This window comes from Rhizobium sp. CC-YZS058 (genome assembly GCF_034720595.1).
GTDB lineage: Bacteria > Pseudomonadota > Alphaproteobacteria > Rhizobiales > Rhizobiaceae > Ferranicluibacter.
This window is the reverse complement of sequence record NZ_JAYESJ010000001.1, coordinates 1,146,642-1,171,284: the sequence shown is the minus strand read 5'-3', so window position 1 is coordinate 1,171,284 and position 24,643 is coordinate 1,146,642. Positions and strand designations below refer to the sequence as shown.

The 24,643-nt window shown below is 64.8% G+C and carries 27 protein-coding genes; 14 read left to right on the top strand and 13 right to left on the bottom strand.

Annotated elements, in window-relative coordinates; all coding sequences use genetic code 11:
• Positions 1 to 20: 20 nt before the first annotated feature.
• The 3 genes from U8330_RS05665 to U8330_RS05655 are packed head-to-tail and all read right to left on the bottom strand — an operon-like array spanning position 21 to position 2,665.
• Entirely contained in the window at positions 21 to 1,439 is a 1,419-nt protein-coding gene (locus U8330_RS05665) for an ATP-binding protein (RefSeq protein ID WP_323104165.1), read from the bottom strand.
• 10 nt (positions 1,440 to 1,449) lie between these two features.
• A complete protein-coding gene (locus U8330_RS05660; RefSeq protein ID WP_323104164.1) occupies positions 1,450 to 2,151 on the bottom strand; it encodes a response regulator transcription factor in 702 nt (233 codons plus the stop codon).
• On the bottom strand, positions 2,126 to 2,665 hold the full coding sequence (locus tag U8330_RS05655) for a MarR family transcriptional regulator (RefSeq protein ID WP_323104162.1): 540 nt from the start codon (positions 2,663 to 2,665) through the stop codon (positions 2,126 to 2,128). Before U8330_RS05655 ends, U8330_RS05660 begins: the two co-directional genes overlap by 26 nt.
• 272 nt (positions 2,666 to 2,937) lie before the next feature.
• Here U8330_RS05655 and U8330_RS05650 point away from each other — a divergent pair, with 272 nt between their 5' ends.
• Positions 2,938 to 3,162 (top strand): hypothetical protein, encoded by a 225-nt coding sequence (locus U8330_RS05650; protein ID WP_323104161.1) that lies wholly within the window; start codon positions 2,938 to 2,940, stop codon positions 3,160 to 3,162.
• A gap of 76 nt (positions 3,163 to 3,238) precedes the next feature.
• Positions 3,239 to 3,925, top strand: coding sequence for an MBL fold metallo-hydrolase (locus tag U8330_RS05645; protein ID WP_323107188.1), 687 nt, complete (start codon positions 3,239 to 3,241; stop codon positions 3,923 to 3,925).
• A 111-nt stretch (positions 3,926 to 4,036) separates the two neighbouring features.
• Here the strand turns inward: U8330_RS05645 and U8330_RS05640 are convergent, their stop codons facing one another.
• The 4 genes from U8330_RS05640 to U8330_RS05625 form a co-directional block, all read right to left on the bottom strand.
• Positions 4,037 to 4,459, bottom strand: a complete 423-nt coding sequence (locus U8330_RS05640) for a BA14K family protein (RefSeq protein ID WP_323104160.1) — start codon at positions 4,457 to 4,459, stop codon at positions 4,037 to 4,039.
• A 197-nt stretch (positions 4,460 to 4,656) separates the two neighbouring features.
• A complete protein-coding gene (locus U8330_RS05635; protein WP_037098666.1) occupies positions 4,657 to 4,872 on the bottom strand; it encodes a cold-shock protein in 216 nt (71 codons plus the stop codon).
• Between the two features lie 629 nt (positions 4,873 to 5,501).
• Positions 5,502 to 5,726, bottom strand: coding sequence for a hypothetical protein (locus U8330_RS05630; RefSeq protein WP_323104157.1), 225 nt, complete (start codon positions 5,724 to 5,726; stop codon positions 5,502 to 5,504).
• Positions 5,716 to 6,198 (bottom strand): hypothetical protein, encoded by a 483-nt coding sequence (locus U8330_RS05625; RefSeq protein WP_323104156.1) that lies wholly within the window; start codon positions 6,196 to 6,198, stop codon positions 5,716 to 5,718. Before U8330_RS05625 ends, U8330_RS05630 begins: the two co-directional genes overlap by 11 nt.
• Positions 6,199 to 6,652: 454 nt before the next feature.
• On the opposite strand from U8330_RS05625, the gene U8330_RS05620 reads away from it, so the two are divergent.
• Complete coding sequence (locus tag U8330_RS05620; RefSeq protein ID WP_323104155.1) at positions 6,653 to 7,855, top strand: pyridoxal phosphate-dependent aminotransferase; 1,203 nt, start codon at positions 6,653 to 6,655, stop codon at positions 7,853 to 7,855.
• A gap of 109 nt (positions 7,856 to 7,964) precedes the next feature.
• A complete protein-coding gene (locus U8330_RS05615; RefSeq protein ID WP_323104153.1) occupies positions 7,965 to 9,122 on the top strand; it encodes an MFS transporter in 1,158 nt (385 codons plus the stop codon).
• On the opposite strand, the gene U8330_RS05610 is transcribed toward U8330_RS05615, so the two are convergent.
• Positions 9,107 to 10,000: a LysR family transcriptional regulator gene (locus U8330_RS05610; protein WP_323104152.1), complete on the bottom strand. Its 894-nt coding sequence runs from the start codon at positions 9,998 to 10,000 to the stop codon at positions 9,107 to 9,109. The genes U8330_RS05615 and U8330_RS05610 overlap by 16 nt on opposite strands.
• A 95-nt stretch (positions 10,001 to 10,095) precedes the next feature.
• Here U8330_RS05610 and U8330_RS05605 point away from each other — a divergent pair, with 95 nt between their 5' ends.
• Positions 10,096 to 11,112, top strand: a complete 1,017-nt coding sequence (locus U8330_RS05605) for an NAD(P)H-binding protein (protein ID WP_323104151.1) — start codon at positions 10,096 to 10,098, stop codon at positions 11,110 to 11,112.
• A 76-nt stretch (positions 11,113 to 11,188) separates the two neighbouring features.
• On the opposite strand, the gene U8330_RS05600 is transcribed toward U8330_RS05605, so the two are convergent.
• The 4 genes from U8330_RS05600 to trxB all read right to left on the bottom strand — a co-directional run bounded on the left by U8330_RS05600 (position 11,189) and on the right by trxB (position 15,332).
• Positions 11,189 to 12,316, bottom strand: a complete 1,128-nt coding sequence (locus U8330_RS05600; protein ID WP_323104150.1) for an alkene reductase — start codon at positions 12,314 to 12,316, stop codon at positions 11,189 to 11,191.
• Between the two features lie 38 nt (positions 12,317 to 12,354).
• Positions 12,355 to 12,663 (bottom strand): ArsR/SmtB family transcription factor, encoded by a 309-nt coding sequence (locus U8330_RS05595; RefSeq protein ID WP_416236821.1) that lies wholly within the window; start codon positions 12,661 to 12,663, stop codon positions 12,355 to 12,357.
• A 658-nt stretch (positions 12,664 to 13,321) separates the two neighbouring features.
• On the bottom strand, positions 13,322 to 14,218 hold the full coding sequence (locus U8330_RS05590) for a LysR family transcriptional regulator VtlR (RefSeq protein ID WP_323104148.1): 897 nt from the start codon (positions 14,216 to 14,218) through the stop codon (positions 13,322 to 13,324).
• A gap of 139 nt (positions 14,219 to 14,357) precedes the next feature.
• A complete protein-coding gene (gene trxB / locus U8330_RS05585; protein ID WP_323104147.1) occupies positions 14,358 to 15,332 on the bottom strand; it encodes a thioredoxin-disulfide reductase in 975 nt (324 codons plus the stop codon).
• 261 nt (positions 15,333 to 15,593) lie between these two features.
• Here trxB and U8330_RS05580 point away from each other — a divergent pair, with 261 nt between their 5' ends.
• Together U8330_RS05580 and U8330_RS05575 are read left to right on the top strand one after the other, a co-directional pair.
• Positions 15,594 to 16,523 carry a glycosyl transferase gene (locus tag U8330_RS05580; RefSeq protein ID WP_323104146.1) on the top strand — a complete coding sequence of 310 codons (930 nt, stop codon included), beginning with the start codon at positions 15,594 to 15,596 and terminating at the stop codon, positions 16,521 to 16,523.
• 88 nt (positions 16,524 to 16,611) lie between these two features.
• On the top strand, positions 16,612 to 17,079 hold the full coding sequence (locus U8330_RS05575) for an Lrp/AsnC family transcriptional regulator (protein ID WP_323104145.1): 468 nt from the start codon (positions 16,612 to 16,614) through the stop codon (positions 17,077 to 17,079).
• A 68-nt stretch (positions 17,080 to 17,147) separates the two neighbouring features.
• Here the strand turns inward: U8330_RS05575 and U8330_RS05570 are convergent, their stop codons facing one another.
• A complete protein-coding gene (locus U8330_RS05570; RefSeq protein WP_323104143.1) occupies positions 17,148 to 17,426 on the bottom strand; it encodes an accessory factor UbiK family protein in 279 nt (92 codons plus the stop codon).
• A 254-nt stretch (positions 17,427 to 17,680) separates the two neighbouring features.
• Between U8330_RS05570 and lgt the strand changes: the two genes are divergently transcribed.
• The 7 genes from lgt to U8330_RS05535 all read left to right on the top strand — a co-directional run bounded on the left by lgt (position 17,681) and on the right by U8330_RS05535 (position 24,623).
• A complete protein-coding gene (gene lgt, locus U8330_RS05565; protein ID WP_323104142.1) occupies positions 17,681 to 18,535 on the top strand; it encodes a prolipoprotein diacylglyceryl transferase in 855 nt (284 codons plus the stop codon).
• Complete coding sequence (locus tag U8330_RS05560; RefSeq protein WP_323104141.1) at positions 18,532 to 19,626, top strand: class I SAM-dependent methyltransferase; 1,095 nt, start codon at positions 18,532 to 18,534, stop codon at positions 19,624 to 19,626. Before lgt ends, U8330_RS05560 begins: the two co-directional genes overlap by 4 nt.
• A 150-nt stretch (positions 19,627 to 19,776) precedes the next feature.
• Positions 19,777 to 20,571, top strand: coding sequence for a peptidoglycan editing factor PgeF (gene pgeF / locus U8330_RS05555; protein WP_323104140.1), 795 nt, complete (start codon positions 19,777 to 19,779; stop codon positions 20,569 to 20,571).
• A gap of 1 nt (position 20,572) precedes the next feature.
• Positions 20,573 to 21,724, top strand: a complete 1,152-nt coding sequence (locus tag U8330_RS05550) for a Xaa-Pro peptidase family protein (RefSeq protein WP_323104139.1) — start codon at positions 20,573 to 20,575, stop codon at positions 21,722 to 21,724.
• A gap of 86 nt (positions 21,725 to 21,810) precedes the next feature.
• Complete coding sequence (locus tag U8330_RS05545; RefSeq protein WP_323104138.1) at positions 21,811 to 22,377, top strand: hypothetical protein; 567 nt, start codon at positions 21,811 to 21,813, stop codon at positions 22,375 to 22,377.
• Between the two features lie 110 nt (positions 22,378 to 22,487).
• Positions 22,488 to 23,465, top strand: a complete 978-nt coding sequence (locus tag U8330_RS05540) for a hypothetical protein (RefSeq protein ID WP_323104137.1) — start codon at positions 22,488 to 22,490, stop codon at positions 23,463 to 23,465.
• A 225-nt stretch (positions 23,466 to 23,690) separates the two neighbouring features.
• Positions 23,691 to 24,623, top strand: a complete 933-nt coding sequence (locus tag U8330_RS05535; RefSeq protein WP_323104136.1) for a ribose-phosphate pyrophosphokinase — start codon at positions 23,691 to 23,693, stop codon at positions 24,621 to 24,623.
• The last annotated feature ends 20 nt before the right edge of the window (positions 24,624 to 24,643 follow it).

The window sequence follows — 24,643 nt, the reverse complement described above, 5'->3', positions numbered from 1 at the left end:
GGCTCGGCCTCTCGGCCCCATTACGCCGGCACGCGGGCGATGGCGCGCAGGCCGCCCAGGGGACTGTCGGCAAGCGTCAGGTGTCCGCCATGGCTGCGGGCGATATCGAGCGCGATGGAGAGACCGAGGCCGGTGCCGGTGGAATCGAGATTGCGGGCTTCATCCAGCCGGAAGAACGGCTTGAACACGTCCTCGCGCGCGCTTTCGGGAATGCCCGGCCCGTCGTCGTCGACGGTGATCGTCAGCCACTTCTGGCCGTGACGCGCTTCGACCTGAACGGTGTCGGCATAGCGATAGGCGTTCGAGGTCAGGTTGACGACGAGGCGGGTGAAGGCATTGGGGCGCACGCGCACCTCGTCGTCGCCATCCACCACGGTGGTGAGCGTCTTGCCGTGCAGCTCCGCCTCGGCAGACAGGCGGATCATCAGGTCGGACAGGCTGAGCGTGCCCAGATCCTCCTCCGCCTCGCCCCGCGCAAACGCCAGGTAGCCTTCGAGCATGCTCTGCATGTCGTTGACGTCCTGCTGCAGCGGCTCGAGATCCGGATTATCGCCTGCCAGTGCCAGCTGCAGCTTGAAGCGGGTCAGGATGGTGCGCAGATCGTGGCTGACGCCGGAGAGCATGGTGGTGCGCTGTTCGATCTGCCGTTCGATGCGCTCGCGCATCTGGATGAAGGCGAGGCCGGCGCGGCGAACCTCCTCGGCCCCCCGCGGCGAGAAGTCGTCGATCTTCTGACCCTTGCCGAAGCTTTCCGCCGCACGCGCCAATTGCAGGATCGGGCGGATCTGGCCGCGCAGGAAGAGAATGGCGATGGTGAGCAGCACCAGCGAGGCGCCGATCATCCAGAAGATGAAGATGTGCGTGTTCGACGCATAGGCGAGGTTGCGCCGGGCCGAGACGCGCAGAACCCGATCGCCGTCGAGCTTGATGCGGATATCGACATAATCGGGGCTCGAGATCGTATCGAGCCAGTAAGGGCGGTCGATCTGGTCTTCGATCTCGTCGCTGAGAATCTGGTAGAGAATGTCGAAGAAGGGTTTGCGGGTCGGCAGGGGCAGTTCGCCATTGTTCTCGACCGAGATCCGCAAGCCCAGTTGCTCGCGGGCGATCGTCTCGATCGCGGCGCCCTGATCGGCCGGCATGGTATCGATCAGCTTGATGACGGCCGCGATATCGGAGGTGACTGCCGCCGAGAGGCGCTGCGTCACCAGCTGCCAGTGCCGCTCCATGAAGACGAAGGCGACGATCGACTGCAGCAGCACCATGGGAATGATGACGATGAGCAGCGACCGGGCATAAAGCCCGATCGGCAACTGGCGGCGCAGCCAGCGGCCGAGCCCGGTGCGCGGCCTGCGCCCGCCGATCCGACGGCGCCGGGGTGGCTCCGCGCGATCCGGCGCAGATGGCAGACCGGCAGGGGGCAGCATGGATTCAGCCATCGGCCCCTCCTCAGTCGACGCTCAGCCGATAGCCGATGCCGCGCACGGTCTGCAGCCAGACGGGATTGGACGGGTCATCCTCGATCTTTCGGCGCAGCCGATTGATCTGGACGTCGATCGTCCGTTCGCCGACCTCGGCATCGTCGCCGACGAATTCGTGGCGGGGAATGGTTTCGCCGGCGCGCTGGGAGAAGAGCATCATGATCTCCTGCTCGCGGTCGGTGAGGCGAATGGGCTCCGGACCCCGGCGCAGCTCGCGGCGGGTGACGGAAAAGGTGAAGGGTCCGAAGATCACCTGCTCCACCTTCGGCGCCTGCGCCGGGGCGTTGCGCCTGAGAATGTTGTTGATGCGCAGCACCAGTTCCCGCGGGTCGAAGGGTTTCGGCAGGTAGTCGTCCGCCCCGGCCTCCAGCCCCTCGACGCGGGCATTGGTCTCGGCCAGCGCCGTCAGCATGATGATCGGTACTGTCTTGATGCGCCGCAGGCTTTGGGTCAACGAAACTCCGGTTTCGCCCGGCATCATGACATCGACGATCAAGAGATCGAAATCGATCCCCCCCAGCCGCCTGCGCGCCTCGGCCGCATCGGCGGCCGTCGTCACGCGAAAGCCCTGATCCACAAGGAAGCGGCTCAACAGGTCGCGGATGCGCCGGTCGTCATCCACCACCATGAGGTGCGGGGCGTCGTCAGCGATCCGTATCGTCTTCGTCATTCCGATCCTCCCTCGCCTCACTCTGCCCAGCCGCCTCGTTCTCTCCCAGGCGCAAGCTGGCCAGGAACCGGCCGATGACCGGACGCGCCTGCGGACCGGCGGCAGCGAGCGCCTCGGCTATGCGGCGCGATTGCGGCTCGGCCAAGGCGCGGGCAAGCGCGGTGCCCTCCGGCGTCGCGTAGAGCTTGCGCTGGCGCCGATCCTCCGGCCCCGCCACCTGGCGAATATAGCCGGAATCGATCAACTGCTTGAGCACGCGCGCCAGGCTCTGCTTGGTGATCTTCAAGGTTTCGAGAAGATCGGCGACCGTCATGCCGGGCTCCCGGTCGACGAAATGCAGGACGCGGTGGTGCGCCCGACCGAAGCCGCGCTTTTCGAGAATCACATCGGGATCGGAGGTGAAGGCGCGATAGGCGAAGAACAGCAGCTCGATCATTTCGTAATCGATGGCATCCTGCTCTTGCTTCTCCCGCTGCCTTGTCAGACTCGCCTGCCCCGCCACACCGATCCCCATGCTCTGCCGGCCCGCAATGGCGAACCGGCATTCGTTCCTTCGCTCTTTCTACTTGGTCTCATTCGCCACGACCAGAGGCCGAGCCGCACGCAGGCGTCTGCGCGGATGGCAAACCGTCGTCCCGGCGCGCAAGCAAACGGGCAGGCTTGCAGCTGTGTTCCTTTGGACACACCCACGGCCGTGCTTATGGCGCGATGCTTCCCGAGAGGTGCCGATCCGGAACCTTTCGGGGCTGTTTTCATTACCCAGCCGAACAGACCAGGACCCGTCCCATGCATACGACCGACTTCGATTCCACAATGATTTCTGAAGCCAAGCGCGCTTCGGCCAGTCCCGAAGAGCAGCTTCGCCCGGTGGTCATCACCGTGATCTGCGCCAAGATCGCCGTCTTCGCCCTGCTGATGACGACGCTCAACATGCCGCTGAAGCCGGCCATGGCCACGGCGAGCGTGGACGCCTATGCCGTCAGCGACCTTCAGCTTGCCGCCGCCCGCTGAGCGTGATCTTTCGCAGAACCGGCAAACCCCCTATAGCTCCCCTCTCCGATCGACATAGCGAGGTCAGACGATGGGCATGCTGCAGGCAGGGGTGATTCCGGTAACGCATTTCCAGCAGAACTGCACGGTTCTGTTCGATACGGACACCAAGCAGGGTGTGATCGTCGACCCCGGCGGGGATGTGGATGTCATTCTGCAGACGCTCGGCGAAAACGGCATCACCCTCTCGGCCATCTGGCTGACCCACGGGCACATCGACCATGCTGGCGGCGCCAAGGAGCTGAAAGAGGCTCTCGGTCTCCCGATAATCGGTCCGCATCGTGATGACGAGCCGCTGCTCTCGCGGCTTGAGGAGCAGGCGGAACGCTTCGGTCTTGCGATGAAGGTCGAGAACGTCCGTCCTGACCGCTGGCTGGAAGATGGCGATCAGCTAACCTTTGGCGATCATGCGTTCACCGTGCTGCATTGCCCCGGCCACGCGCCAGGGCATGTGGTCTTCGTGAATGAAGCCCAGCACTTCGCCCATGTCGGCGATGTCCTGTTCCATGGCTCGATTGGTCGGACCGACCTGCCCGGCGGCAACCATCAGCAGCTGCTCGAAAGCATCCGCACCAAGATCCTGCCGCTGGGGGACGATTTCGGCTTTATCTGCGGCCATGGTCCGGGCGGCCAGATCGGGGAAGAGCGACGCACCAACCCCTATCTGCGCGGCATGGAACCGCCCGCCACGGGTCAGCTCCGGCCAACCACGCACGAGGGTTGAGCCCAGGCGTCGCGCCGCGGCCACCCTGAGACCGACCGCCCCGTTCCGTTCATGAAAAAGGCCACGCCCTGCCGGACGTGGCCTCTTGCAGTTCAACGGCGCGAGAGCCGATCAGCTGGCGCGGCAGAAATACTCCCGGCCGTCATAGCCGACGAAAGTGCCGGTGCGCGCATCGAAGGACCGGTAGCGGCGTTCGCAATAGTCGTACCAGGCAGGCGTCCAAGGGCGCAGTTCATAGCTTTGAACCACGACAGGACGCGGACGGTAGACCGGCTGCGGCGGGTAATAATCGACCGGAGGATCGATATAGACCGGGCCGGTGTAGCGCGGCGGCGGCGGCGAGGCGAGCGCGCTGCCGACGATGACGCCGGTGGCAAGACCCAGGGCGCCGATCGCCAGCGCATCCCCGCCGCGGTCGTGGCCGCGGTAATAGTGGCGCCGACGCCAGTCGTCGGCATGGGCGGGCGAGAGAGCCGGCGCAACCGTCGCCAGCGTCGCAATGGACAGAATGGCAGCTTTCAGGAATGTCTTCATGGCGGTGATCCCTATCGCAGAAGCGGAACGACATCCGCTTCATCATGAACAGCATGCTAATGCGGCGAAACTGAATGTAGACTGAACAAAAAACCCGGCACTCAGGCCGGGTCTCGGGTTCGTTTCACAAAATCAGGGTTCATTGCCCGCCAGAGCGCCGCCGGGTTCAAGCAGCCTTGCGGGTGGTCTCGGTCTTATCAGCCGGAAACCTGAAGGTTGACGGCCTTCGGGCCCTTGCCACGACGATCCGGCTCGGTGTCGAAGCTGACCTTCTGGTTCTCGGACAGCCCATTCAGGCCGGACGCCTGCACTGCGGAGATATGAACGAAGATGTCTGCGCCGCCATTGTCCGGCTTGATGAAGCCAAAGCCCTTGTCGGTGTTGAAGAATTTTACAATGCCAGTCTCGGCCATGCGTTAGGTCCTTTTTCCTCTGCCCGGAAGCGGCGGGCAGCATCACGAAAGTGTTGCCCTAGGGGCGTGCGGCAGGCAGGTCTCGAGTGCGAGGAAAGGAACCCGTAGTGCTACCGTGCGAGCCAGAGAGCCGACCCGGCAACCCGGAGAATTTTGCGTCTCCAGCACGCATCGATCAAAGGTCTTCCCGTGTTCGTAGATTGCCCGAACGCAGTAAGCTTGATGTGTTTATTTTGAATTGGCAAGCAAAACTTTCTTGAAAGGAGTGCATGCTTTCGTTTTGTGCATTTCCTACCCAAATCCCTGAAATTGCCTAAAAATTAGGATTGTCTACAACATATTGAATTGACTGCTTTTCGCCGTTGAAGGTGCCGCGTTTTTAGGCTTTCGAGGGCCTCGATCCCTTCACCAGGAAGCACCAGCCGGTCTCGTTTCGAAACACTAAACACTGCTTCGCAAGCCAAGATTAACCTAAGGATGTTCTCCAGCGGTCTCCTGCATCCATCATGCGCAGACGCGGTGTCGTGATGAGGCCAGGGCTGCGCAGGCGGGCGGTTCGAACAGCGAAAAGGCCCGCCTCGAACGGCAGGCCTGTGGTCGGGTTCGGACGGGAGCGGGAACGACCGGCCTCAGCGCGCCAGTTCGGCAAGCATCAGCGGGGCTGGCGTTGCGGTGGCTGCATCGACGCGGCTCTTGAGCAGCAGGCCCTTGCCGACAAGCAGGGCGCCGCCCAGAGCGACGAGGATGATCGCCGCGATGACCAGGGTCTCCAGCGGATTGAGACCGGACAGGAAGCCGCCCTGCTCGCCCGGGCGGGGCGCGATCGGGGCACGGGTGGCGGATTTACGCGGCATGGGCGCTCCCTCCCCCCAACCGATCCTCGGCCGCATGATGGAAGCCACGGACCTGCCAGCGCCACAGACCGAAACTGACCGAGGCCATGGCGGCCACCGCGAGCAGCATCAGGCCGACCAGGATATGCCGGTCCGCCGCCAGGGCGAGAGGCGATGTGGCAAACCGGAAGAGCGGCGGCGTCGCCATGATGGCGCTGGTGGAGATCGCACCGGTCGAGATGGCGTCGGGCAGCAAGGCCGGTGCGTCGTCCCGCCAGAGCCGCGCGCCGGGCTGCCCGCCCTCCGTCGCCTCGATCATCGCCGGAGGCGCGCCGATCGGGAAGACCGTCTCGTCGATGGCGGCAGGCTCCAGCTCGACTGCGGCGCTCGGCGATGCGACCAGTGGCGCTGTCGAGAGAGTGAGAACGGCTGCCATGCCCAAGGCGCTGCACCATCCCTTGTCGAAGAGGCGGGTCGGGAGAAAAGACGGCATGGTGGGCACCTTTGGACAGCGAAGCGGCGGGCAATTCGGGAGGATCGAAGAAGACCTGCACAAATCGACCTGATCAGGACGAAATTGGGGCAGGCTGTGCATTTTCCCGTGGCAAAAGCAGGGCTGGCGAAGAATGGGGAAACAATTGATCTTGTTAACAAATTGGAAACACTGCGTGAGCGTGTCGAGCAGGTGCTCGCCGGAGCCCGTCTGTTCCCGATTCGCCCTCTTTTCCATCACCGTCCTTGATCGGTTCGATCAATCCTTGGCATTGCCGGTCCTCGCGCTCCGCTTTGTCCGGCTTTCCGCTTGAATTGCCGACGGAGTTTCTCCATACAGCGGTGCGCATGGGCAATGGCGCCCTGCGCGCGCATGAGCCTTCGCAAGGCTGCGATGCCCATGCCGGTCTCCTTTGCAACGATGACAGCCTGCAACAGATCAGGATCCCGCTCCGATGGCCTTTCTTGCCGACGCCCTTTCCCGTGTGAAGCCCTCCGCCACCATCGCCGTTTCCCAGAAGGCGCGTGAGCTGAAAGCCAAGGGCCGCGACGTCATCGGCCTCGGCGCCGGCGAGCCGGATTTCGATACGCCGGACAATATCAAGCAGGCCGCCATCGACGCCATCAACCGCGGCGAAACGAAATACACGCCGGTGGCCGGCATTCCGGAGCTGCGCGAGGCGATCGTGCGCAAGTACAAGCGCGAGAACAATCTCGACTACACCGCTGCGCAGACCATTGTCGGCACCGGCGGCAAGCAGATCCTGTTCAACGCCTTCATGGCAACGATGAACCCCGGCGACGAGGTCGTCATTCCGGCGCCCTACTGGGTCTCCTACCCGGAAATGGTGGCGCTGTGCGGCGGCACGCCGGTTTTCGTCGAAACCACCCAGGCCAACAATTTCAAGCTGACGGCCGAGGATCTCGACAAGGCGATCACGCCGAAGACCAAGTGGTTCATCTTCAACTCGCCGTCGAACCCCTCCGGCGCGGCCTACAGCCATACTGAGCTGAAGGCGCTGACGGATGTGCTGATGAAGCACAGCCATGTCTGGGTGCTGACCGACGACATGTACGAGCACCTGACCTATGGCGACTTCAAATTCGCGACCCCCGCCGAGGTCGAGCCGGCGCTCTACGATCGCACGCTGACCATGAACGGCGTCTCCAAGGCCTATGCGATGACCGGCTGGCGCATCGGCTATGCCGCCGGCCCGCTGGCGCTCATCAAGGCCATGGACATGATCCAGGGCCAGCAGACCTCCGGCGCCTGCTCGATCGCCCAGTGGGCAGCCGTCGAGGCTCTGAACGGCACGCAGGACTTCATTCCGGAAAACAAGAAGATCTTCGAAGGTCGGCGCGACCTCGTCGTCTCCATGCTGAACCAGGCGACCGGTATCGAATGCCCCTCCCCCGAGGGAGCCTTCTACGTCTATCCGTCCTGCAAGGGGCTGATCGGCAAGACCGCGCCGTCCGGCAAGGTCATCGAGACGGATGAGGACTTCGTTTCCGAGCTGCTCGAAGCCGAAGGCGTTGCCGTGGTCCATGGCTCGGCCTTCGGTCTCGGCCCCAATTTCCGCATCTCCTACGCAACCTCGGAAGAGCTGCTCGAAGAAGCGTGCAAGCGCATCCAGCGCTTCTGCGCCGCCTGCAAGTAAGACCGCGGCGCGCCGGACCCGGCCAGGGTCGGCCTTCGCGCGGAGAGCATCGGCTCCCCGCGTGTCGGACCGGACCGGACCGGGCGGCACCCGCATGAAATGAGAGCGCATGAGACTGGCCCAGCATCAGAGAACCTATCTCTGCTTCTTCCTGTTCGCAGTCAGCCTCGGCGCCCTTTTGGCCCGCATGCCGGATCTGCAGACGGCGCTCGGCGTCACCAAGTCCGAGCTGGGGCTGACCCTGATCGGCATGGCGATCGGCGCCCTCGTCGCGCTCACCTTCTCCTCGCCGCTGATCGAGCGGCTGGGGCTGAGGCTCACGGCCTTCATCACCATCCTCGGCACCGCCGCCTGCTATGCGCTGGTTCCCTGGATGCCGAATGCGCTTCTGGTCTTCGCGGTGCTCTTCGTCGCCGGCCTCCTCGCCGGTGCGCTGGAGATCAACCTCAACGTCGAACTCGGACGGATCGAGACCCAGACCGGGCGGGCCGTGATGAACCGCGCGCATGGGTTCTGGAGCATGGGCTTCTTCGTCACCGCCCTGCTCGCCTCCTTCGTCCGCCAAGCGGGCGTCTCCATCGAGGCCCATACCGGTGGCGCCCTCGCCATCGTTCTGCTTGTCGGACTGATCGTCATCTCCGGCATGCGGCCGACCCCAATGCCGGCAGAGGCGTCGGCGGCGAAGAGCGGCGCCTTCGCCTTTCCGACCCTCGGCCTGCTGCCACTCTGCCTGATCGGCATCGCCGCATTCCTGATCGAGGGCGCGGGCATCGACTGGTCGGCGATCTACATGCGCGATGTCTATCAGTCGGAGCCCTTCATCGGCGGCCTCGGGCTGACCCTATTCACCTTCTTCATGGCGCTGGTCCGGCTCGTCGCCGATCCGATCGTCGATCGCTATGGCAGCCGGGCGGTGGCGTTCAGCCTGCTCCTGCTCTCGGCCGCCGGCATCGCCGCGGTCTGGCTGTCGCTCCACCCGGCCATGGCGCTTTTGGGCTTCGCCATGATGGGAGCCGGCTGCAGCGCCGTCTATCCGCTCGCCGTCTCGGCCGCCGCGCAGCGCAGCGACAGGGCGGCCCACGTCAATGTCGCGGCTCTCGGCCAGGTCACCTTCATCATCTTCTTCCTGGCGCCGCCCCTGCTCGGTTTCGTGGCGGAGCACGCGGGCATCCGCATGGCCTATTTCACCTGCCTGCCGCTGGTCATCGCCGCCCTCTTCTGCGTGCCGGCCTTGAGCGGGCGTGTCGAGCGTCAGCCACGCGCATAGGCAAGCAGCCCCTCCGCCAGAGCGTCGAAAACCGCCCGGCAGCGCGGATTGGTCCGCAGCGTCTCGTGCAGAACGACGAACAGCGGCAACGGCAGTGCCATGTGCTCCGTCAGCACCCGCACCAGCCCAGGATCTCGCTCGGCCAGGCGCACCTGGCACCCTCCAATGCCGAAGCCGGCGCGCACGGCAGCAAGCTGCGCCAGATTACTGTCGGTTCTCAGCGCGAAGGATAACCGGGTCAGCGCGGGAACACGCCGACGCATCGCCTGGATGAAGGCGGTCTCGCGATCGAAGCCGATAACCCGATGCGCGGCAAGGTCTGCCTCCGTCAGGGGGACGCCGTGCCGCTCGAGATAGCGGCGATGGGCGAAGAGGCCAATCTCCAGCGTGCCCAGCGCCCGGGACACAAGCGCCTCCTGCTGCGGCGCTACCATCCGCACCGCGATATCAGCCTCATGGCGCAACAGATCCTCAACCCGATCGGAAACGGAGAGCTCGATCACCAGCTGCGGATGGCGCTCCGCCAGGTCGGCAAGGATCGGCGGCAGAACTTCGATCGCGATGATTTCGCTGGCCGTGACCCGAACGCGACCGGCCATCTCGCCCACGGCACCGCCCGCCTGGCGCACAAAGGCGGCAGCGCGGGCGGCGATGTCCTCGGCCAGCGGCGCGAGCGAGAGTGCGGCGGGCGTCGGCGTCAGCCCGGACGCCGAGCGCAGGAAAAGCGGTGCGCCGATGGCGCCCTCCAGTGCATCGATCTGCCGACCAACGGTCGGCTGCGTGAGGCCGAGGGACCGTGCGGCCCCCGAAAGAGATCCCTCCCGCAGGACATGGAGGAAGATGCGATAGTAATCCCAATTCGGTTCGTGGTCGCTCATACAAATTCGTATAGCATCTCTACAGCTATGCGCAATTTCCTTTACCGCGTCCTGCGCGCATTCTCTTCGTATTGAAACGCGAAGGAGACGTTCCCATGACCCGTATCGGACCCACCACCCATGTGCTGCTGCTCGGCGCCACCGGCGGCATCGGGAGCAGCGTGATGGAGGCACTGCTTGTACGGGGCGCGCGGGTGCGCGCGCTGTCCCGCAATGCTGCGCAAGCTGCTGCACGCAACCGGCTCGTCGACTGGCGGCAGGGAGATGCGATGGAGGTACAGGATGTTCGCGCCGCCGCCGAGGGCGTGGATATCATCGTTCATGCCGTCAACCCGCCGCGCTACCGCCATTGGGACAGGCTCGTGCTGCCGATGTTGGAGAATACGATCGCCGCCGCGCGCGCGACCGGTGCAACCATTCTCTTGCCCGGGACCGTCTATAACTTCGGGCCGGACGTCTTCCCACTGATTCCAGACGATGCGCCGCAGAACCCGGTGACAGGCAAGGGCGAAATCCGCAAGGCGATGGAAATTCGCCTCCAGGATGCGGCCAAAGCAGGCGTACGCAGCATCGTGCTGCGCGCCGGAGACTTCTTCGGCCCCAGCGTCGGCAACAGCTGGTTCGCACAGGTGCTGGTCTCGCCCGGCCGACCGGTCGGCACCATCACCCTGCCCGGCGATTCCGGCATCGGCCATCAGTGGGCCTATCTGCCGGATGTCGCTGCCGCGATGCTCGCCTTGCTGGACCGGCGCGACACGCTCGCGCCGTTCGAGGCCGCGCAATTCGGCGGCACATGGGATGAAGATGGACTGGTGTTGGCACGCAGCATCCGCCGCGCAGTGGAGCGGCCTGACCTGCCGGTCCGCAGCTTCCCCTGGTGGACCCTGCCCTTGGCAGCGCCCTTCTCCGAAACCGTGCGCGAGATCCGGGCCATGCGCTATCTCTGGCGTCGTCCGGTGCGAATGGACAATGCCAAGCTCGTGGGCTTGATCGGCGAGGAACCACACACGCCGCTGGACGGGGCGATCGCGACCACCCTGCGCGGGCTCGGCTGCCTGTCTGCGGACCAGAGGGACAGGGCAGCCGGCTTCCCACAGGCGCTGCTCCGTTAGGAGCAGCCCGACAGGCACGCAAGAACCCGCGCCAAGGGCTGGCGCGGGTTCGCTGTGGGCGTGGAAGCGGACTGGTTTACTCGGCAGCGACCTGGGTCAGCGTCGGGTAGTCCGTATAGCCCTTGGCGCCACCCCCGTAGAAGGTGTTGCTGTCCGGCGTGTTCAGCGGCGCATCCTGCTTCAGCCGCTCGACCAGGTCCGGATTGGCGATGAAAGGCTTGCCGAAGGCGACGAGGTCGACGCGGCCGCTCTCGACGGCCTCGATGGCGAGCGCGCGGTCATAGCCGTTGTTGCCCATCCAGGCAGCCTTGCCGCCGGCCTGGTGGTATGCGCTGCGCAGGGCTTCGAAGCTGAAGGACGACCCCTCCTGCTGGAAGTTGCGGTCGCCGCCCGTCGCGCCCTCGATCACATGGATATAGGAGAGCGGATAGCGCGCGAGGCCCTTCACCACGTCATCGAACAGCGGCTGCGGATCCGGATCGGAGGCATCGTTGGCGGGGGTGACGGGCGAGAGGCGGATGCCGGTGCGTCCGGCGCCGATTTCCGCCGTCACGGCGTCCATCACCTCGAAGAGGAAGCGGGTGCGGTTTTCGATCGAACCGCCATAGGCGTCCGTCCGCTGGTTGGAGCCGGAACGCAGGAACTGGTCGATCAGATAGCCATTGGCGGCATGGATCTCGACACCATCGAAGCCGGCATCGACCGCAGCCCGCGCGGCGCGGCGATAATCCTCGACGATGCCGGCGATCTCGCCGGTCTCCAGCGCCCGCGGTTCGGACGTGTCGGTAAACTCGCCCGTGCCGTCCTCATGAAGAATATAGGTCTTGGCCTTGGCGCGGATGGCCGAGGGCGCGACCGGCTGGCCGCCATTCGGCTGCAGCGACGTGTGCGAGATCCGACCGACATGCCACATCTGCACCACGATCTTGCCGCCGGCCTTGTGCACGCCGTCGGTGACCTTGCGCCAGCCATCCAGCGCTTCCTTCGTGTAGAGACCCGGTACATCGGCGTAGCCCTGGCCCTGATGGCTGACCGGCGTCGCCTCGGTGATGATCAGGCCGGCGCCGGCGCGCTGCTCGTAATAAGTGGCGTTCAGCGTGTTCGGCACGGCGCCCGGAGAGCGGTTGCGGGTCAGCGGCGCCATGACGACGCGGCTGGAGAGCGCGATATCGCCAATGGTGATCGGATCGAAAAGGCTTGGCATGAGCAAAGGTCCTGTGGTGGGAAGGAAATTCGGGAGCGTCAGAGCGCGGATTTCAACTCGTCGAGAAAGCGGCCGATGATGGCCTCGTTCCGCTTGTAGAGAATCCACTGGCCGACGCGTTGCGTGGTCACGAGACCTGCGCGCTGCAGGCTCGCCAGATGGGCCGAGACGGTGGATTGCGACAGGCCACAGCGTTCGAACTGACTGGCGCAGACACCGAGATCGAGCGGCAGATGCTGGTCGGTGAAATGCGCCTCCGGCTCCTTGAGCCAGCCCAGCATCTCCACCCTCTTCGGATGCGAGAGCGCTTTCAGAATCTCGTTCCTGTTCGTGGCTGTGTCGGTCATGTCCATCGTCTCCGAACGATTTAGGTATCGTTCATTCCCGATACGTGGTTCGCGGCTAACGGAAGATCAAGGGGCAGGCGGGCAAAAAAAAGGACCGTCGGAAATCCGCGGTCCTTGAGATGTGAAGGTTTCCAAACCTCCAGAGGGGAACAGCTGCAGCGCGGCGTGGGAGGGATCAAGTCGCCAACGCAACAGCTGGCTTTGAAATGGGCCTTCAGAAAATCCTTTCAAGGCCGCCGGCAGAAAATCGATTGAAGAAGAAGACTATTCCGCTTTTGATCCGCGTCACGCACTCTTTGTGCAAGCGGGCGCCTCTTCAGAGAATGATCTGCCCCGTCGCGCGGACAAAAAAAAGGGCCAGCGCAAAAGCGCGGCCCATAAGGTGTGAAGGTATCCAACCTCCAGAGGGGAACAGCTGCTGCGGTGGCACTGGGAGGAAAAGCCACCAAAGATGCATCAGCTGGGTGCGGTATGCTGGTTTCTTGGGCGGGCCACAATCAATTCTTGTGCATGACAGCCATGTCTTGTGCGCATCGCTGCTTAGAAACTATGCAGCCGGGCGAAAAGCACCTCAGCGTGAGAATTGACACGACAAAGAGAGCAGCCGGAACAAGGAGTTCGGCCTCTGCATCGTTTTCAGGCAGAACGGGCGGAGAGGCTAGAAATTCCAGTTTCGCGCCTTGGCGACGATGAAATCGCGGAAGACCTTCAGCTTGGCCGCGTTCTTCATCTCGTCCGGATAGCAGAAATAGGTGTCGAAGGAGGGAATGTCGGCGCCGATCGGCAGCTGGATGAGGCCCGGATCGCGACCGACGATATAGTCCGGCATCATCGCAATGCCGATGCCGAGCAGACAGGCGCGCTTGATCGAGGTCTGGCTGTTGATCTGCAGGTGGGAGACACGCGGATTGTCGCTGTCGCGGCCGGCAATCTCCAGCCAATTCACATCGAGCAGATAGTTGGGGGCCGGCTCGCCGAAGGTGATGATCCGGTGGTTGTCGAGATCCTCGATCGATTGCGGCTCGCCGTGCTTGTTGATGTAGGACGGCGCGGCATAGAGATGCATATGCACCGTGAACAGCTTGCGCTGGATCAGGTCCGACTGCTGCGGCTGGCGCAGGCGGATGGCGCAATCGGCATGGCGCATGTTCACGTCCAGCTCCTCGTTGTCGAGGATCAGCTGCACCTGCATGTCGGGGTAAAGCGCCAGGAATTCCTGGACCTTGTCGGTCAGCCAGCCCTGCCCGAGGCCGACGGTGGTGGTGATGCGCAGCTTGCCGGAGGGCTTGTCGGTCGTCTCGGTCAGCTGGACCTTGACGCTTTCGAGCTTCATCAGAACCTCATGCGCGGTGCGGTAGAGGATCTCGCCCTGTTCGGTGAGGATCAGTCCGCGGGCATGGCGGTGGAACAGCTTGATGCCGACATCCTGCTCCAGCGAGGAGACCTGCCGGCTGATCGCCGATTGCGAAAGGTGCAGCTTGTCGGCGGCATGGGTAAAGGAGCCGGCTTCCGCGGCTGCGTGGAAGATCCGCAATTTGTCCCAGTCCAGCGGCATGCCATCCCCCCTTTTGCCAGCGCCGCGCGCTTCGCACACGCGTCTTGGACGCTGCCTCTTTCCGTCGCGCCGGCCGCTTGGCCCACGCGCGCTTCTTGATCCGTAGCCTGCCCCGCATCAGGCAAGGCCGGCCAGATGCCTATTCGGCTGCGATTGCGACCGGCATGTGACCCGCCAGATATTTCTCGGCCTCGAGTGCGGCCATGCAGCCCATGCCAGCCGCGGTGATCGCCTGGCGGTAGACATCGTCGGTGACGTCGCCGGCGGCATAGATGCCGGGCACGTCGGTCGCCGTCGAATCCGCCGCGGTCCACAGATAGCCGTTGGACTTCAGGCGAAGCTTGTCCTTGAAGAGCTCGGTCGCCGGCGCATGGCCGATGGCCACGAAGACGCCGTCCGTCGCCATGTCGCGCGTGGCGCCCGTCAGCGTGTTGCGCAGAATGACGCCGGTGAGCGAAGCGGGGAACGGCGGCTTGGCCGGCGTGCCAGTATAGGCAAGCACCTCGTGATCCCAGAGAACCTTGACGTTCTCCTTGGCGAACAGCCGCTCCTGCAGGATCCGCTCGGCCCGGAAGGACGCGCGGCGGTGAATGACCGTGACGCTTTTGGCGATGTTGGAAAGATAGAGCGCCTCCTCGACGGCGGAATTGCCGCCGCCGACCACCAACACATCCTTGTTGCGATAGAAGAAGCCATCGCAGGTGGCGCAGGCCGACACGCCGAAACCCTTGAAGGTTTCCTCCGTCTCGATCCCCAGCCACTTGGCCTTGGCGCCGGTGCAGATGATCACCGTGTCGGCCGTCCAGTCCGTGCCGCTGTCCGTGGTCAGGCGGAAGGGTCGGACGGTGACGTCGATCGAGGTCACGAGATCGTTGACGATCTCCGTGCCGACATGGATCGCCTGCTTGAGCATCTGCTCCATCAGCCAGGGCCCCTGCACCGGATCGCCGAAGCCCGGATAGTTTTCCACATCGGTGGTGATCATCAGCTGCCCGCCCTGCTCCATGCCGGCAATCAGCACCGGCTGCAGCATGGCGCGCGCCGCGTAGATCGCAGCCGTGTAGCCGGCCGGGCCGGAACCGATGATGAGCACCTTGGTATGGCGGGAGGTCATGGTGTCTGATCCTGGAAACTGGTCGCGTCGCCGCGCATTGCGGGCAGTCTGGCCCGATCTGTCCCCCTCATTTATGAGGACAGCCCCGTGGAGTTCAAGCCCATGGCGGCTTTTACCACAGCCCCACCCCTTCCCTGCCGGCAGAATTCGGCGCAAACCGGGCGGAAAGGTCGCAGCGCCGCGCAAGACGGTGGGGACGAGCGAGCCCGCGACGCGGACCATTCGGCGCAGCGGCAACGCAATTTCGGCATGGGAGACAGGATGGGTTCGGACAGACCGCTTCGCCGCAAGGCTATCAAGCTGGCGGCAACCCTGCTGCTCGGCAGCAGGCGCGCCCACGCCTATGACCGGTTTCCCGGCCTCACGCTCCGGCGCGCTGTCGATGGCAGCGGTGAGATCCTCTATCGTGGCAAACCGGCCGGACACCTTCTGCCAAGCGATGCGCTCGCCAGCCGGTCCGGTCGTGTCATCACGCTCGTCGGTTCGGGCCCGTCCGCCGGGCAGGCGGATTTCAGTGCTCTTCCACCGCACAGCGCGCTGCTTCTCAACGGCGCCCTTGCCCTGATGCCGGACCGGATCGCCGCACCGCTCGCCGTCGCCATCGAGGACGACCGCTTCGTCTATCGACATTTCGATCAGTTTCTCAAAACGCTCGATCCGAACCTGCCCTGCCTTCTTTCCGTTTCGGTCCTCCGCGCGCTCCTCGAACAGGACCGCGGCTGGCTCATCAACCGGCCGGTGCTCCTCATCGACAATCTCCTGAAGCCCTATGGTGCAGGCCGCATTCGGATCGACGCGCTCGCCGATCGATCCGACGTCCTCGTCAATCAGGCACGAACCGCAGCCTTGTCGCGCGATCCGGTGAAGGGCGTTGTCCAGGCCGGCAGCGTTGCTATTTCCGCTCTGCAATTTGCGCTGGCCTGCCGTCCCCGGCAGATCGGCTTCATCGGCATCGATATCAGCAATGCCGGTGAACCGCGCTTCTACGAGCGCGGCGGCAACAGCGCCTTTTCGGGCATCGCCGGTGCCGAGGCGCGCATTCTCGACCATATCCGCCTCGCCAGGCTGCTGGCGGACGAACGGGGGGTCGCGCTCGTCAACCACTCGCCCGTCTCGGCGCTTGCGAAATGCGGCTTGCCCTTCGACGATGCGCTGATCAAGAGCCCGCCCCGGCCTCAGGATCTTTCGTAATCTGTCGCGCACGCGGAATTTTGTTGCGCGCTGGAGGGCCTTGAGGCAGAAGCGAACCCGTCCGAAACGAACAAGGGGCGCACCCTCCGTGCTACGCGCCGATCTCGACCAGATCGACATCAAGATCCTCCGCGAGCTGCAGGCGGATGGGCGGATCACCAATGTGGAGCTGGCTGCCCGCGTCGGCATTTCGGCACCGCCCTGCCTGCGCCGCGTGCGACGGCTCGAGGAATCCGGCATCATCGAAGGCTATCGCACGGTGCTGAACGGCCCGATGCTGGGCCTCGATCTCGTCGCCTTCTGCATGGTGGGGCTCAAGCACCAGTCGGAGGCCAACCTCAAGGCCTTTTCCGCGGCCACCTCTTCCTGGCCGCTGGTGCGCCAGGCCTGGCTGGTCAATGGCGACAGCGATTTCCTGCTGCATTGCGTTGCGGAAAATCTGACCAGCTTCCAGGACTTCGTGATCGAGGTGCTGACGGCCAACGAGCATGTCGATACGGTGCGCACCATGCTGACCATCCGCCAGGTCAAGAAGGTCGGCCTGATCGAAATCTGATCCCGTCATGAAAAAGGGCCCGCCGCGGCCGGCGAGCCCTTCGATCGGTGTCCAGCGGACCGGCAGGGTCAGAAGGAGGACGCGCTGCCTTCGCTGCCGGCAAGCTTGGCTTCCAGCGCGGCGATGCGGGCGAGAAGCGCATCGTTTTCCTCGCGCGCCTTGATCGCCATCTCGCGCACGGCCTCGAATTCCTCGCGCTTGACCACATCCATCGTGTTGAGCAGCCGCTCGGCCTGGGCGCGGGCGGCGGTTTCCATCTCGCGGCGCACGCCCTGTGCGGCGCCGGCGGCATCGGTCATCAGCTTGGCCAGATCGTCGAAAATGCGGTTGGCACCCGTCGTGGTCATGGTCTGTCTCCGGCGTTTGGTCCGCGATCGTCACGGCTCCTGATCCTGAGGTAGGGGCCAAGCACCGGTCTTGCAAGCAGAAATCGGTGAATCATCGCCGGCGCCCGCGCCGCACGGCTTGACCCTTCGGACCGCCCGGAGGATGGTCGGGCCGGGTGTGGGCTCTTTGCTCGGCCCGGCAGGACCATCACGGCCATCCGGTCCCACGGCGCGCCCGCGCCTCGGTCGGTGGGCCCTCAAGAGACGTGGCGCAGTTGGAACCCTTTGTAAGTCTCCTCTCGATCCTGCCCTTCCCTGAGATCGATCCGGTGCTGATCTCGGTCGGCCCGCTGCAGATCCACTGGTATGGCCTCGCCTATGTCGCCGGCATCGTGCTCGGCTGGCTCTATGCCAAGGCGATCGTTCGCAACAGCGCGCTCTGGCCGCGCGGCGAAGCGGCGATGAGCGAGCAGGATCTCGACGATTTCCTCCTCTGGGTCGCCATCGGCATCGTCGGCGGCGGGCGCATCGGCTATATTCTTTTCTATGACCTCGCCTCCGTCATCGCCAATCCGCTGCGCGCGATCGAGATCTGGAATGGCGGCATGTCCTTCCATGGCGGCCTGATCGGCACCATTCTCGCCATGACGCTCTTTGCCCGCCGCCGCTCGATCCGCCTCTGGAGCCTGTTCGACGTGGTTGCGGCCGTCGTGCCGATCGGCCTGTTCTTTGGCCGGATCGCCAATTTCATCAATGGCGAGCTCTGGGGCCGGCTGTCGTCCGCGCCCTGGGCGATCGTCTTTCCGACCGGCGGGCCCTTCCCCCGCCATCCGAGCCAGATCTACGAGGCGCTGCTCGAAGGGGTCGTCCTCCTTTCGGTGCTGGCGCTTCTCATCTATCGGGGCCGGGCGCTCGCCAGGCCGGGGCTCGTCGCCGGCGTCTTCGTCACCGGCTACGGCCTTGCCCGCATCACGGTCGAGTTCTTCCGCGAGCCCGATGCGCAGCTCGGCTATCTCTTCGGCGGCTGGCTGACCATGGGCATGCTGCTCTCCCTGCCGATGGTCCTGATCGGTCTCTGGGCGATCTGGCGCGCGCGCCGCGCGGGCTCGAGAGCGGAGGCCGTGCGATGACCACGCCGCTTGCCGAGAAAATCAAGGCGATCATCCGCGCCACCGGCCCGATCAGCGTCACCGACTATTTTGCGCTGTGCCTCGCCGATCCCGAACACGGCTATTACAAGACGCGCGACCCCTTCGGCCGCGATGGCGACTTCATCACCGCGCCGGAGATCAGCCAGCTGTTCGGCGAGATCGTCGGCATCTTCCTTGTCGAGGCCTGGCGGCGCCATGGCGAACCGAGCCCGGTGGTGATCGCCGAGATCGGCCCCGGCCGCGGCACGATGATGGCGGACATCCTGCGGGTGGTGGAGCGGCTGGCTCCGGCGCTGTACGAGGCGGCGAGCGTGCATCTGGTGGAAACCAGCGAGCGGTTGCAGAAGGTGCAGAGCCAGACGCTGGTCGCCCACAAGTTCAAGATCGCATGGCACGAAAGCTTCGACACGCTGCCGGACGGCCTGCTGCTGCTGGTCGCCAACGAGCTGTTCGATGCGATCCCGATCCGCCAGTTCGTCAAAACGCCGCAGGGATTTCGCGAACGGCTGGTGGGGCTCGACGCCGATGACGCACTGACCTTCGCAGCCGGCGTGGCAACCATCGATCCGGGCCTGCTCCCCCCTTCGGCCGCAGAGGTGCCGGTCGGCACGATCTTCGAGATCGCGCCTGCCCGCGATGCAGTGATGGCAACGCTGTGCGCGCGGCTGAAAGCCGGTGGCGGCTCGGCGCTGATCATCGACTACGGCCATATGGCCACCAATTTCGGCGAAACGCTGCAGGCGGTGCGCGACCATCAGTTCGACCCGCCGCTGCGCCACCCGGGCGAGGCGGACCTGACGAGCCATGTGGATTTCGAGCAGCTGGCGCGCCGCGCCGTTGCCGAGGGTTTGCGGATCAACGGACTGACCTATCAGGGCGATTTCCTGCTCGCCATGGGCATCCAGGAGCGGGCGGATGCGCTCGGCCGCGGCAAGGATGCCGCCGTGATCGACAGTCTCCGGCAGGATGTCGAACGGCTCTCGGGCAGCGGCGACGGGCGGATGGGCGAGCTCTTCAAGGTGCTGGCCGTCAGCCACCCCGACGTGGCGCTGGTGCCGTTCCAGCGATAGGTCCGCGTGACGCTTGGTGCGTTGCCGCCGATTGACAAGCGACGGCGCGCGGGGTCAACATCCCGCCCGAATGATCACGAGGCAAATCACCTCCGTCCGCTTCGCGCGACCCACCCTTCCCCTTTCAAGACAGGCTCAGACGCGGACCCCATGACCGACGACGCCCTTCCTTTCCCCATCGAAAGCCCGTTGTTGAGCGACAGTGCGGCAGGCATCATCGCCCACGGCTTCTTCACGCGGCAGGGGGGCGTGTCGCAAGGGATCTATCAGAGCCTCAATGTCGGCCTCGGCTCGCAGGACGAGCGTGCGGCGATTGCCGAAAACCGGCGCCGCGTCGCAGCCTGGTTCGGCCAGCCTTCGGAGAGGCTCGCCACCGTCAACCAGGTTCATTCCCCCCGCGCTGTCCGCGTGGACGACTCCTATCGCGGCGAGCGGCCGGAAGCGGACGCTCTGGTTACCGCCACGCCCGGCCTGGTGCTCGGCGTCCTGTCGGCCGATTGCGGCCCCATTCTCTTTGCGGATGCGCAGGCCCGCGTAATCGGCGCTGCGCATGCAGGCTGGAAGGGGGCGCTGACCGGCGTGCTGGAGGCGACCATCGAAGCGATGATCGATCTCGGTGCAACCCGCGACGGCATCTACGCCTGTCTCGGTCCATCGATCACGGCACGGCATTACGAGGTCGGTCCGGAGTTCGTCGCCCGCTTTCTGGAGGCCGATGCGGACTCTGCGCGTTTCTTCACGCCGTCCGACCGGCTCGATCATTCCATGTTCGATCTGCCAGGCTTCACGCTGAAGCGGCTGACGGCAGCGGGCGTACGCGCGGAAACGCTCGGCCTCTGCACCTATGAAGACGAGCCGCGTTTCTTCTCATACCGGCGCAAGACCCATCGCAACGAGCCGGATTACGGCCGGCAGATCTCGGCCATCAGCATCAGGGAGGCATGACATGGCGCTGCATTTCTCGGACGACGAATTCGCCGACCGCCTTGCGCGCCTGACGGCCGCGATGAAGGAGGAGAAGCTCGACGCGCTGCTGCTGTTCGCGCAGGAAAGCATGTACTGGCTGACGGGATACGACACCTTCGGCTACTGCTTCTTCCAGACCCTCGTCGTGAAAGCAGACGGCTCGATGGTGTTGCTGACCCGCTCGGCCGATCTCCGGCAGGCCCGCCACACCTCCAATATCGAGCGGATCGAGATCTGGGTGGATCGGGTCAATGCCGATCCGACCATGGATCTGAAGACCCTGCTCAGCGAGATGGATCTTCTCGGCTGCCGCATTGGCGTCGAATATGACACCCATGGCATGACCGGGCGCACGGCGCGACTGCTCGACAGCCAGCTGTCGAGCTTCGGCAAGCTCGTCGACGCATCCATGCTCGTCGGCCGGCTGCGGCTGATCAAGAGCCCGGCGGAGATCGCCCATGTCGAGCGCGCGGCCGCCCTTGCCGACGACGCGCTGGACGCCGCCATCCCGCTGATCGGACCCGGCGCCGGCGAGGCCGCCATTCTCGCCGCTATGCAGGGCGCGATCTTCGCCGGTGGTGGCGATTATCCGGCCAATGAGTTCATCATCGGCTCCGGCGCCGATGCGCTTCTTTGCCGTTACAAGGCCGGCCGGCGCAGCCTCGATGCCGAGGATCAGCTGACGCTGGAATGGGCTGGCGTCAGCGCCCATTACCATGCCGCCATGATGCGCACCGTCGTGATCGGCCCGCCGACCAACCGCCACCGCGAACTTTATTCGGCCTGCAGGGAAACGATCCAGGCGGTCGAGAAGGTGCTGCGGCCCGGAAATACCTTCGGCACCGTCTTCGATGTCCATGCGCGGATCATGGATGATCGCGGTCTTGCCCGCCACCGGCTGAATGCCTGCGGCTACTCGCTCGGCGCCCGCTTCTCGCCCTCCTGGATGGAGCAGCAGATGTTCCACCTCGGCAATCCTCAGGAGATCCTGCCCGACATGTCGCTGTTCGTGCACATGATCATCATGGACAGCGACACGGGCACGGCCATGTCCCTCGGCCAGACCTATCTGACCACCGAGAGCGCGCCTCGCCCCCTCTCCCGCTACGGGCTGGACTTCATCGAGATCTAGATCTTCATATTAGACTTCACGAATGCATTGAGACCCGCTAAGGTCAGGGCGTCGTCCTCTTGACCTTCCGGCGGTTCCGTTCTTCCATGTCCAAGATTTTCGATCCGGAAAACAGGTTCCCCGCCGCGCTGAGCGACGGCGACCGGCCGAGCGGTGGCCATGCACCCGACAGCCTTCGCACAGGACAGGATCCCGGCATGCCGACCAGGGATGAAATCGAGGCGAAAAGCGCGGCGATAGACGCCAAGCTGAGCGCCACGGAAGCGCGCATCGAGGCGTCGATGAGCAGCATGCGCACGTCCTTTGCCGAGCATACCGCTGCCATCAATCACGCCCTGACTAAAATGCAGGGAGACGTCTCGGCCATCCAGGTCGAACTCAAACACATGCCGACGACCTGGACGATGATCACCACGATGGGCGGTTTTTCGGCGGCCGTCGTCGGGGTTATTCTCGGCGTCATGTCCTTTGCCGCCGACCGGTTCGATGGCGGCTTTGCCATGGGCTCGGGCCTGTCCGCGCCTTTCGAGGCGATCCGCGCGGAGAACCGGCAACTGGTGGCCGAACAGGCCGCGCGGATCGACGCGCTCGACCGCAAGCTCGACGTGCTGCTTGACGCCGTTCGGCACAATCAGGCCTCGCAGCACCCCTGATCTCTCGCCATAAACGATTCACTGCCAGGTAAGACTCTCTGCGTATCGTCGCCCTCTGGTCCGGCGGTCGACCGGTTCGGCCGCCCCGTCCATGGAGGGATTCCGGCACGATGCGCACCCTGATCACGCTCACCGCGGGCCTTGGCCTGGCGACAGCGCTCACCGGCTGCAACAGTCTGGATGCCCTCACCCCGCCAGCCGATGTCGGCGAGGGAATGAGCCAGTCCTCGCCGCTCACCGACACCGATCTCACCCGCATGGCGAGCCAGCAGCCGGTCGTCAGCGCCGCGCCCTCCGGCGATATTGCCCGAGCGCCCCTGCAGTCAAGCGCGCCATACCGTTCCGACGCGGCACCGGCCCGAGATACCGGCTTCGCCGATGCCGGCGCAGCGGACACGACGGGCGCCGTTGCCTATGCCACGGCCTCCACGCCCTATCGCGACCCCGCCGGATCGCTGGATGCGCAGGCGAGCCAATTGGCGCGCGGTCCCGCCCCGTCGCTTGGAGCCGCCGACCACACGCGCGAAACGATGAGCGCCTTTCCCGCCCATCAGGATCCTGTCAGGACCAGTGAGGCGCGGCTGGAAACGCGACGCATGCCGAAGCTTGCGGACGAGGAGTCAGCGGCCCCTGCCCGCGCGCAGGAAAGCGAAGAGGCGACGGCCGCCAGCGACGCGTCGACGCAAACGGCCGCGCGAACCCCGGAGGCCAGCGCCGCACCCGCCAATACGATCCGCTTCCTGCCGATCATCGGCGCGCCCGTCGCGGCGGTGAAACCGCTGTCGGAGGAACTGGGAGCGGACGCCCGCGCCAGCGGCCTGACGATCAAGACCGCCGCCGACCCGGTCAGTCGCCACATGCTGAAGGGCTATTTCTCCGCCTTCAAGGACGGCCGCAAGACGGTGATCGTCTATGTCTGGGATGTGCTCGACGGCGCCGGCAACCGGTTGCATCGAATCCAGGGGCAGGACAGTGTCGAGGCGCCGGGCAAGGATGTCTGGTCGGGCGTGCCGGCCGAAACGATGCGCGACATCGGTCGCAAGAGCATCGCCGCCTATCTCGACTGGCGTGACGGCAAGGCCGGTTGATGGGCGTGCATCAGCGCCGCCACCGGCCCATCCCGGCAGGCGGGCCGCAATCTTTTTCGGATAAAGCCATGCCATGGGCGGCATAGCGCTTGCATTCGAGGTCAGTGGCGTTATGAAGCCGCAAAGGCCAGCCGGCACGAGCGGGCGGGCAGAAGGCAGACGGAATCTAGCCGGACGGGCATGCGCTCTCAAGCGCCCTTCCGGGCGGGGACAGGCGGACCATCGATGAAGGTTTTCGCAGGCAATTCGAACCGGCTTCTGGCCGAAGCGATCTGCACCTATCTCAAACTCCCGCTCGGGCGCGCCACGGTCCGGCGGTTTGCCGACCAGGAAATTTTCGTCGAGATCCAGGAAAATGTGCGTGGCGAAGACGTCTTCGTCGTCCAGTCCACCTCGTTTCCGACCAATGACCACCTGATGGAACTGCTGATCATGATCGATGCCATGCGTCGGTCCTCGGCCCGGCGGATCACCGCGGTCATCCCCTATTTCGGCTATGCCCGCCAGGACCGCAAACCGGGGCCGCGCACGCCGATTTCGGCCAAGCTGGTTGCCAACCTGATCACCGAGGCCGGCGCAGACCGCGTGCTGACGCTCGATCTGCATGCCGGCCAGATCCAGGGCTTCTTCGATATTCCGACCGACAATCTCTATTCGGTGCCGATCCTGACGCGTGACATCAAGGATCACTATGCGCTGAGCAATGTGATGGTCGTCTCGCCCGATGTGGGCGGCGTCGTACGCGCCCGTGCGCTTGCCAAGCGCCTCGATTGCCAGCTCGCCATCGTCGACAAGCGCCGCGAGCGCGCCGGCGAGTCCGAGGTCATGAACGTCATCGGCGACGTGACCGGCAAGGACTGTCTCCTGATCGACGACATCGTCGATTCCGGCGGCACGCTCTGCAATGCCGCGGAAGCTCTGCTGAAGAACGGCGCGACCAGCGTCACCGCCTATATCACGCATGGCGTGCTGTCCGGCGGCGCCGTGGCCCGGGTCACCTCGTCCAAGCTCAAGGAACTGGTGATCACGGACTCGATCCAGCCGACCACCGCTGTCCAGTCCGCCCACAATATCCGCGTGATCTCGACCGCCAGCCTCATCGGCGAAGCGATCAATCGCACGAGCCTCGAAGAATCCGTGTCCAGCCTCTTCGACTAGGACCGCGCCACCGCATCCCC

Bases quoted from the DNA above. Each gene is read 5' to 3' on its own strand.
- U8330_RS05665 (WP_323104165.1), bottom strand. From the start codon at position 1,439: ATGGCTGAATCCATGCTGCCCCCTGCCGGTCTGCCATCTGCGCCGGAT.
- U8330_RS05660 (WP_323104164.1), bottom strand. From the start codon at position 2,151: ATGACGAAGACGATACGGATCGCTGACGACGCCCCGCACCTCATGGTG.
- U8330_RS05655 (WP_323104162.1), bottom strand. From the start codon at position 2,665: ATGGGGATCGGTGTGGCGGGGCAGGCGAGTCTGACAAGGCAGCGGGAG.
- U8330_RS05650 (WP_323104161.1), top strand. From the start codon at position 2,938: ATGCATACGACCGACTTCGATTCCACAATGATTTCTGAAGCCAAGCGC.
- U8330_RS05645 (WP_323107188.1), top strand. From the start codon at position 3,239: ATGCTGCAGGCAGGGGTGATTCCGGTAACGCATTTCCAGCAGAACTGC.
- U8330_RS05640 (WP_323104160.1), bottom strand. From the start codon at position 4,459: ATGAAGACATTCCTGAAAGCTGCCATTCTGTCCATTGCGACGCTGGCG.
- U8330_RS05635 (WP_037098666.1), bottom strand. From the start codon at position 4,872: ATGGCCGAGACTGGCATTGTAAAATTCTTCAACACCGACAAGGGCTTT.
- U8330_RS05630 (WP_323104157.1), bottom strand. From the start codon at position 5,726: ATGCCGCGTAAATCCGCCACCCGTGCCCCGATCGCGCCCCGCCCGGGC.
- U8330_RS05625 (WP_323104156.1), bottom strand. From the start codon at position 6,198: ATGCCGTCTTTTCTCCCGACCCGCCTCTTCGACAAGGGATGGTGCAGC.
- U8330_RS05620 (WP_323104155.1), top strand. From the start codon at position 6,653: ATGGCCTTTCTTGCCGACGCCCTTTCCCGTGTGAAGCCCTCCGCCACC.
- U8330_RS05615 (WP_323104153.1), top strand. From the start codon at position 7,965: ATGAGACTGGCCCAGCATCAGAGAACCTATCTCTGCTTCTTCCTGTTC.
- U8330_RS05610 (WP_323104152.1), bottom strand. From the start codon at position 10,000: ATGAGCGACCACGAACCGAATTGGGATTACTATCGCATCTTCCTCCAT.
- U8330_RS05605 (WP_323104151.1), top strand. From the start codon at position 10,096: ATGACCCGTATCGGACCCACCACCCATGTGCTGCTGCTCGGCGCCACC.
- U8330_RS05600 (WP_323104150.1), bottom strand. From the start codon at position 12,316: ATGCCAAGCCTTTTCGATCCGATCACCATTGGCGATATCGCGCTCTCC.
- U8330_RS05595 (WP_416236821.1), bottom strand. From the start codon at position 12,663: ATGACCGACACAGCCACGAACAGGAACGAGATTCTGAAAGCGCTCTCG.
- U8330_RS05590 (WP_323104148.1), bottom strand. From the start codon at position 14,218: ATGCCGCTGGACTGGGACAAATTGCGGATCTTCCACGCAGCCGCGGAA.
- trxB (WP_323104147.1), bottom strand. From the start codon at position 15,332: ATGACCTCCCGCCATACCAAGGTGCTCATCATCGGTTCCGGCCCGGCC.
- U8330_RS05580 (WP_323104146.1), top strand. From the start codon at position 15,594: ATGGGTTCGGACAGACCGCTTCGCCGCAAGGCTATCAAGCTGGCGGCA.
- U8330_RS05570 (WP_323104143.1), bottom strand. From the start codon at position 17,426: ATGACCACGACGGGTGCCAACCGCATTTTCGACGATCTGGCCAAGCTG.
- U8330_RS05560 (WP_323104141.1), top strand. From the start codon at position 18,532: ATGACCACGCCGCTTGCCGAGAAAATCAAGGCGATCATCCGCGCCACC.
- pgeF (WP_323104140.1), top strand. From the start codon at position 19,777: ATGACCGACGACGCCCTTCCTTTCCCCATCGAAAGCCCGTTGTTGAGC.
- U8330_RS05550 (WP_323104139.1), top strand. From the start codon at position 20,573: ATGGCGCTGCATTTCTCGGACGACGAATTCGCCGACCGCCTTGCGCGC.
- U8330_RS05545 (WP_323104138.1), top strand. From the start codon at position 21,811: ATGTCCAAGATTTTCGATCCGGAAAACAGGTTCCCCGCCGCGCTGAGC.
- U8330_RS05540 (WP_323104137.1), top strand. From the start codon at position 22,488: ATGCGCACCCTGATCACGCTCACCGCGGGCCTTGGCCTGGCGACAGCG.
- U8330_RS05535 (WP_323104136.1), top strand. From the start codon at position 23,691: ATGAAGGTTTTCGCAGGCAATTCGAACCGGCTTCTGGCCGAAGCGATC.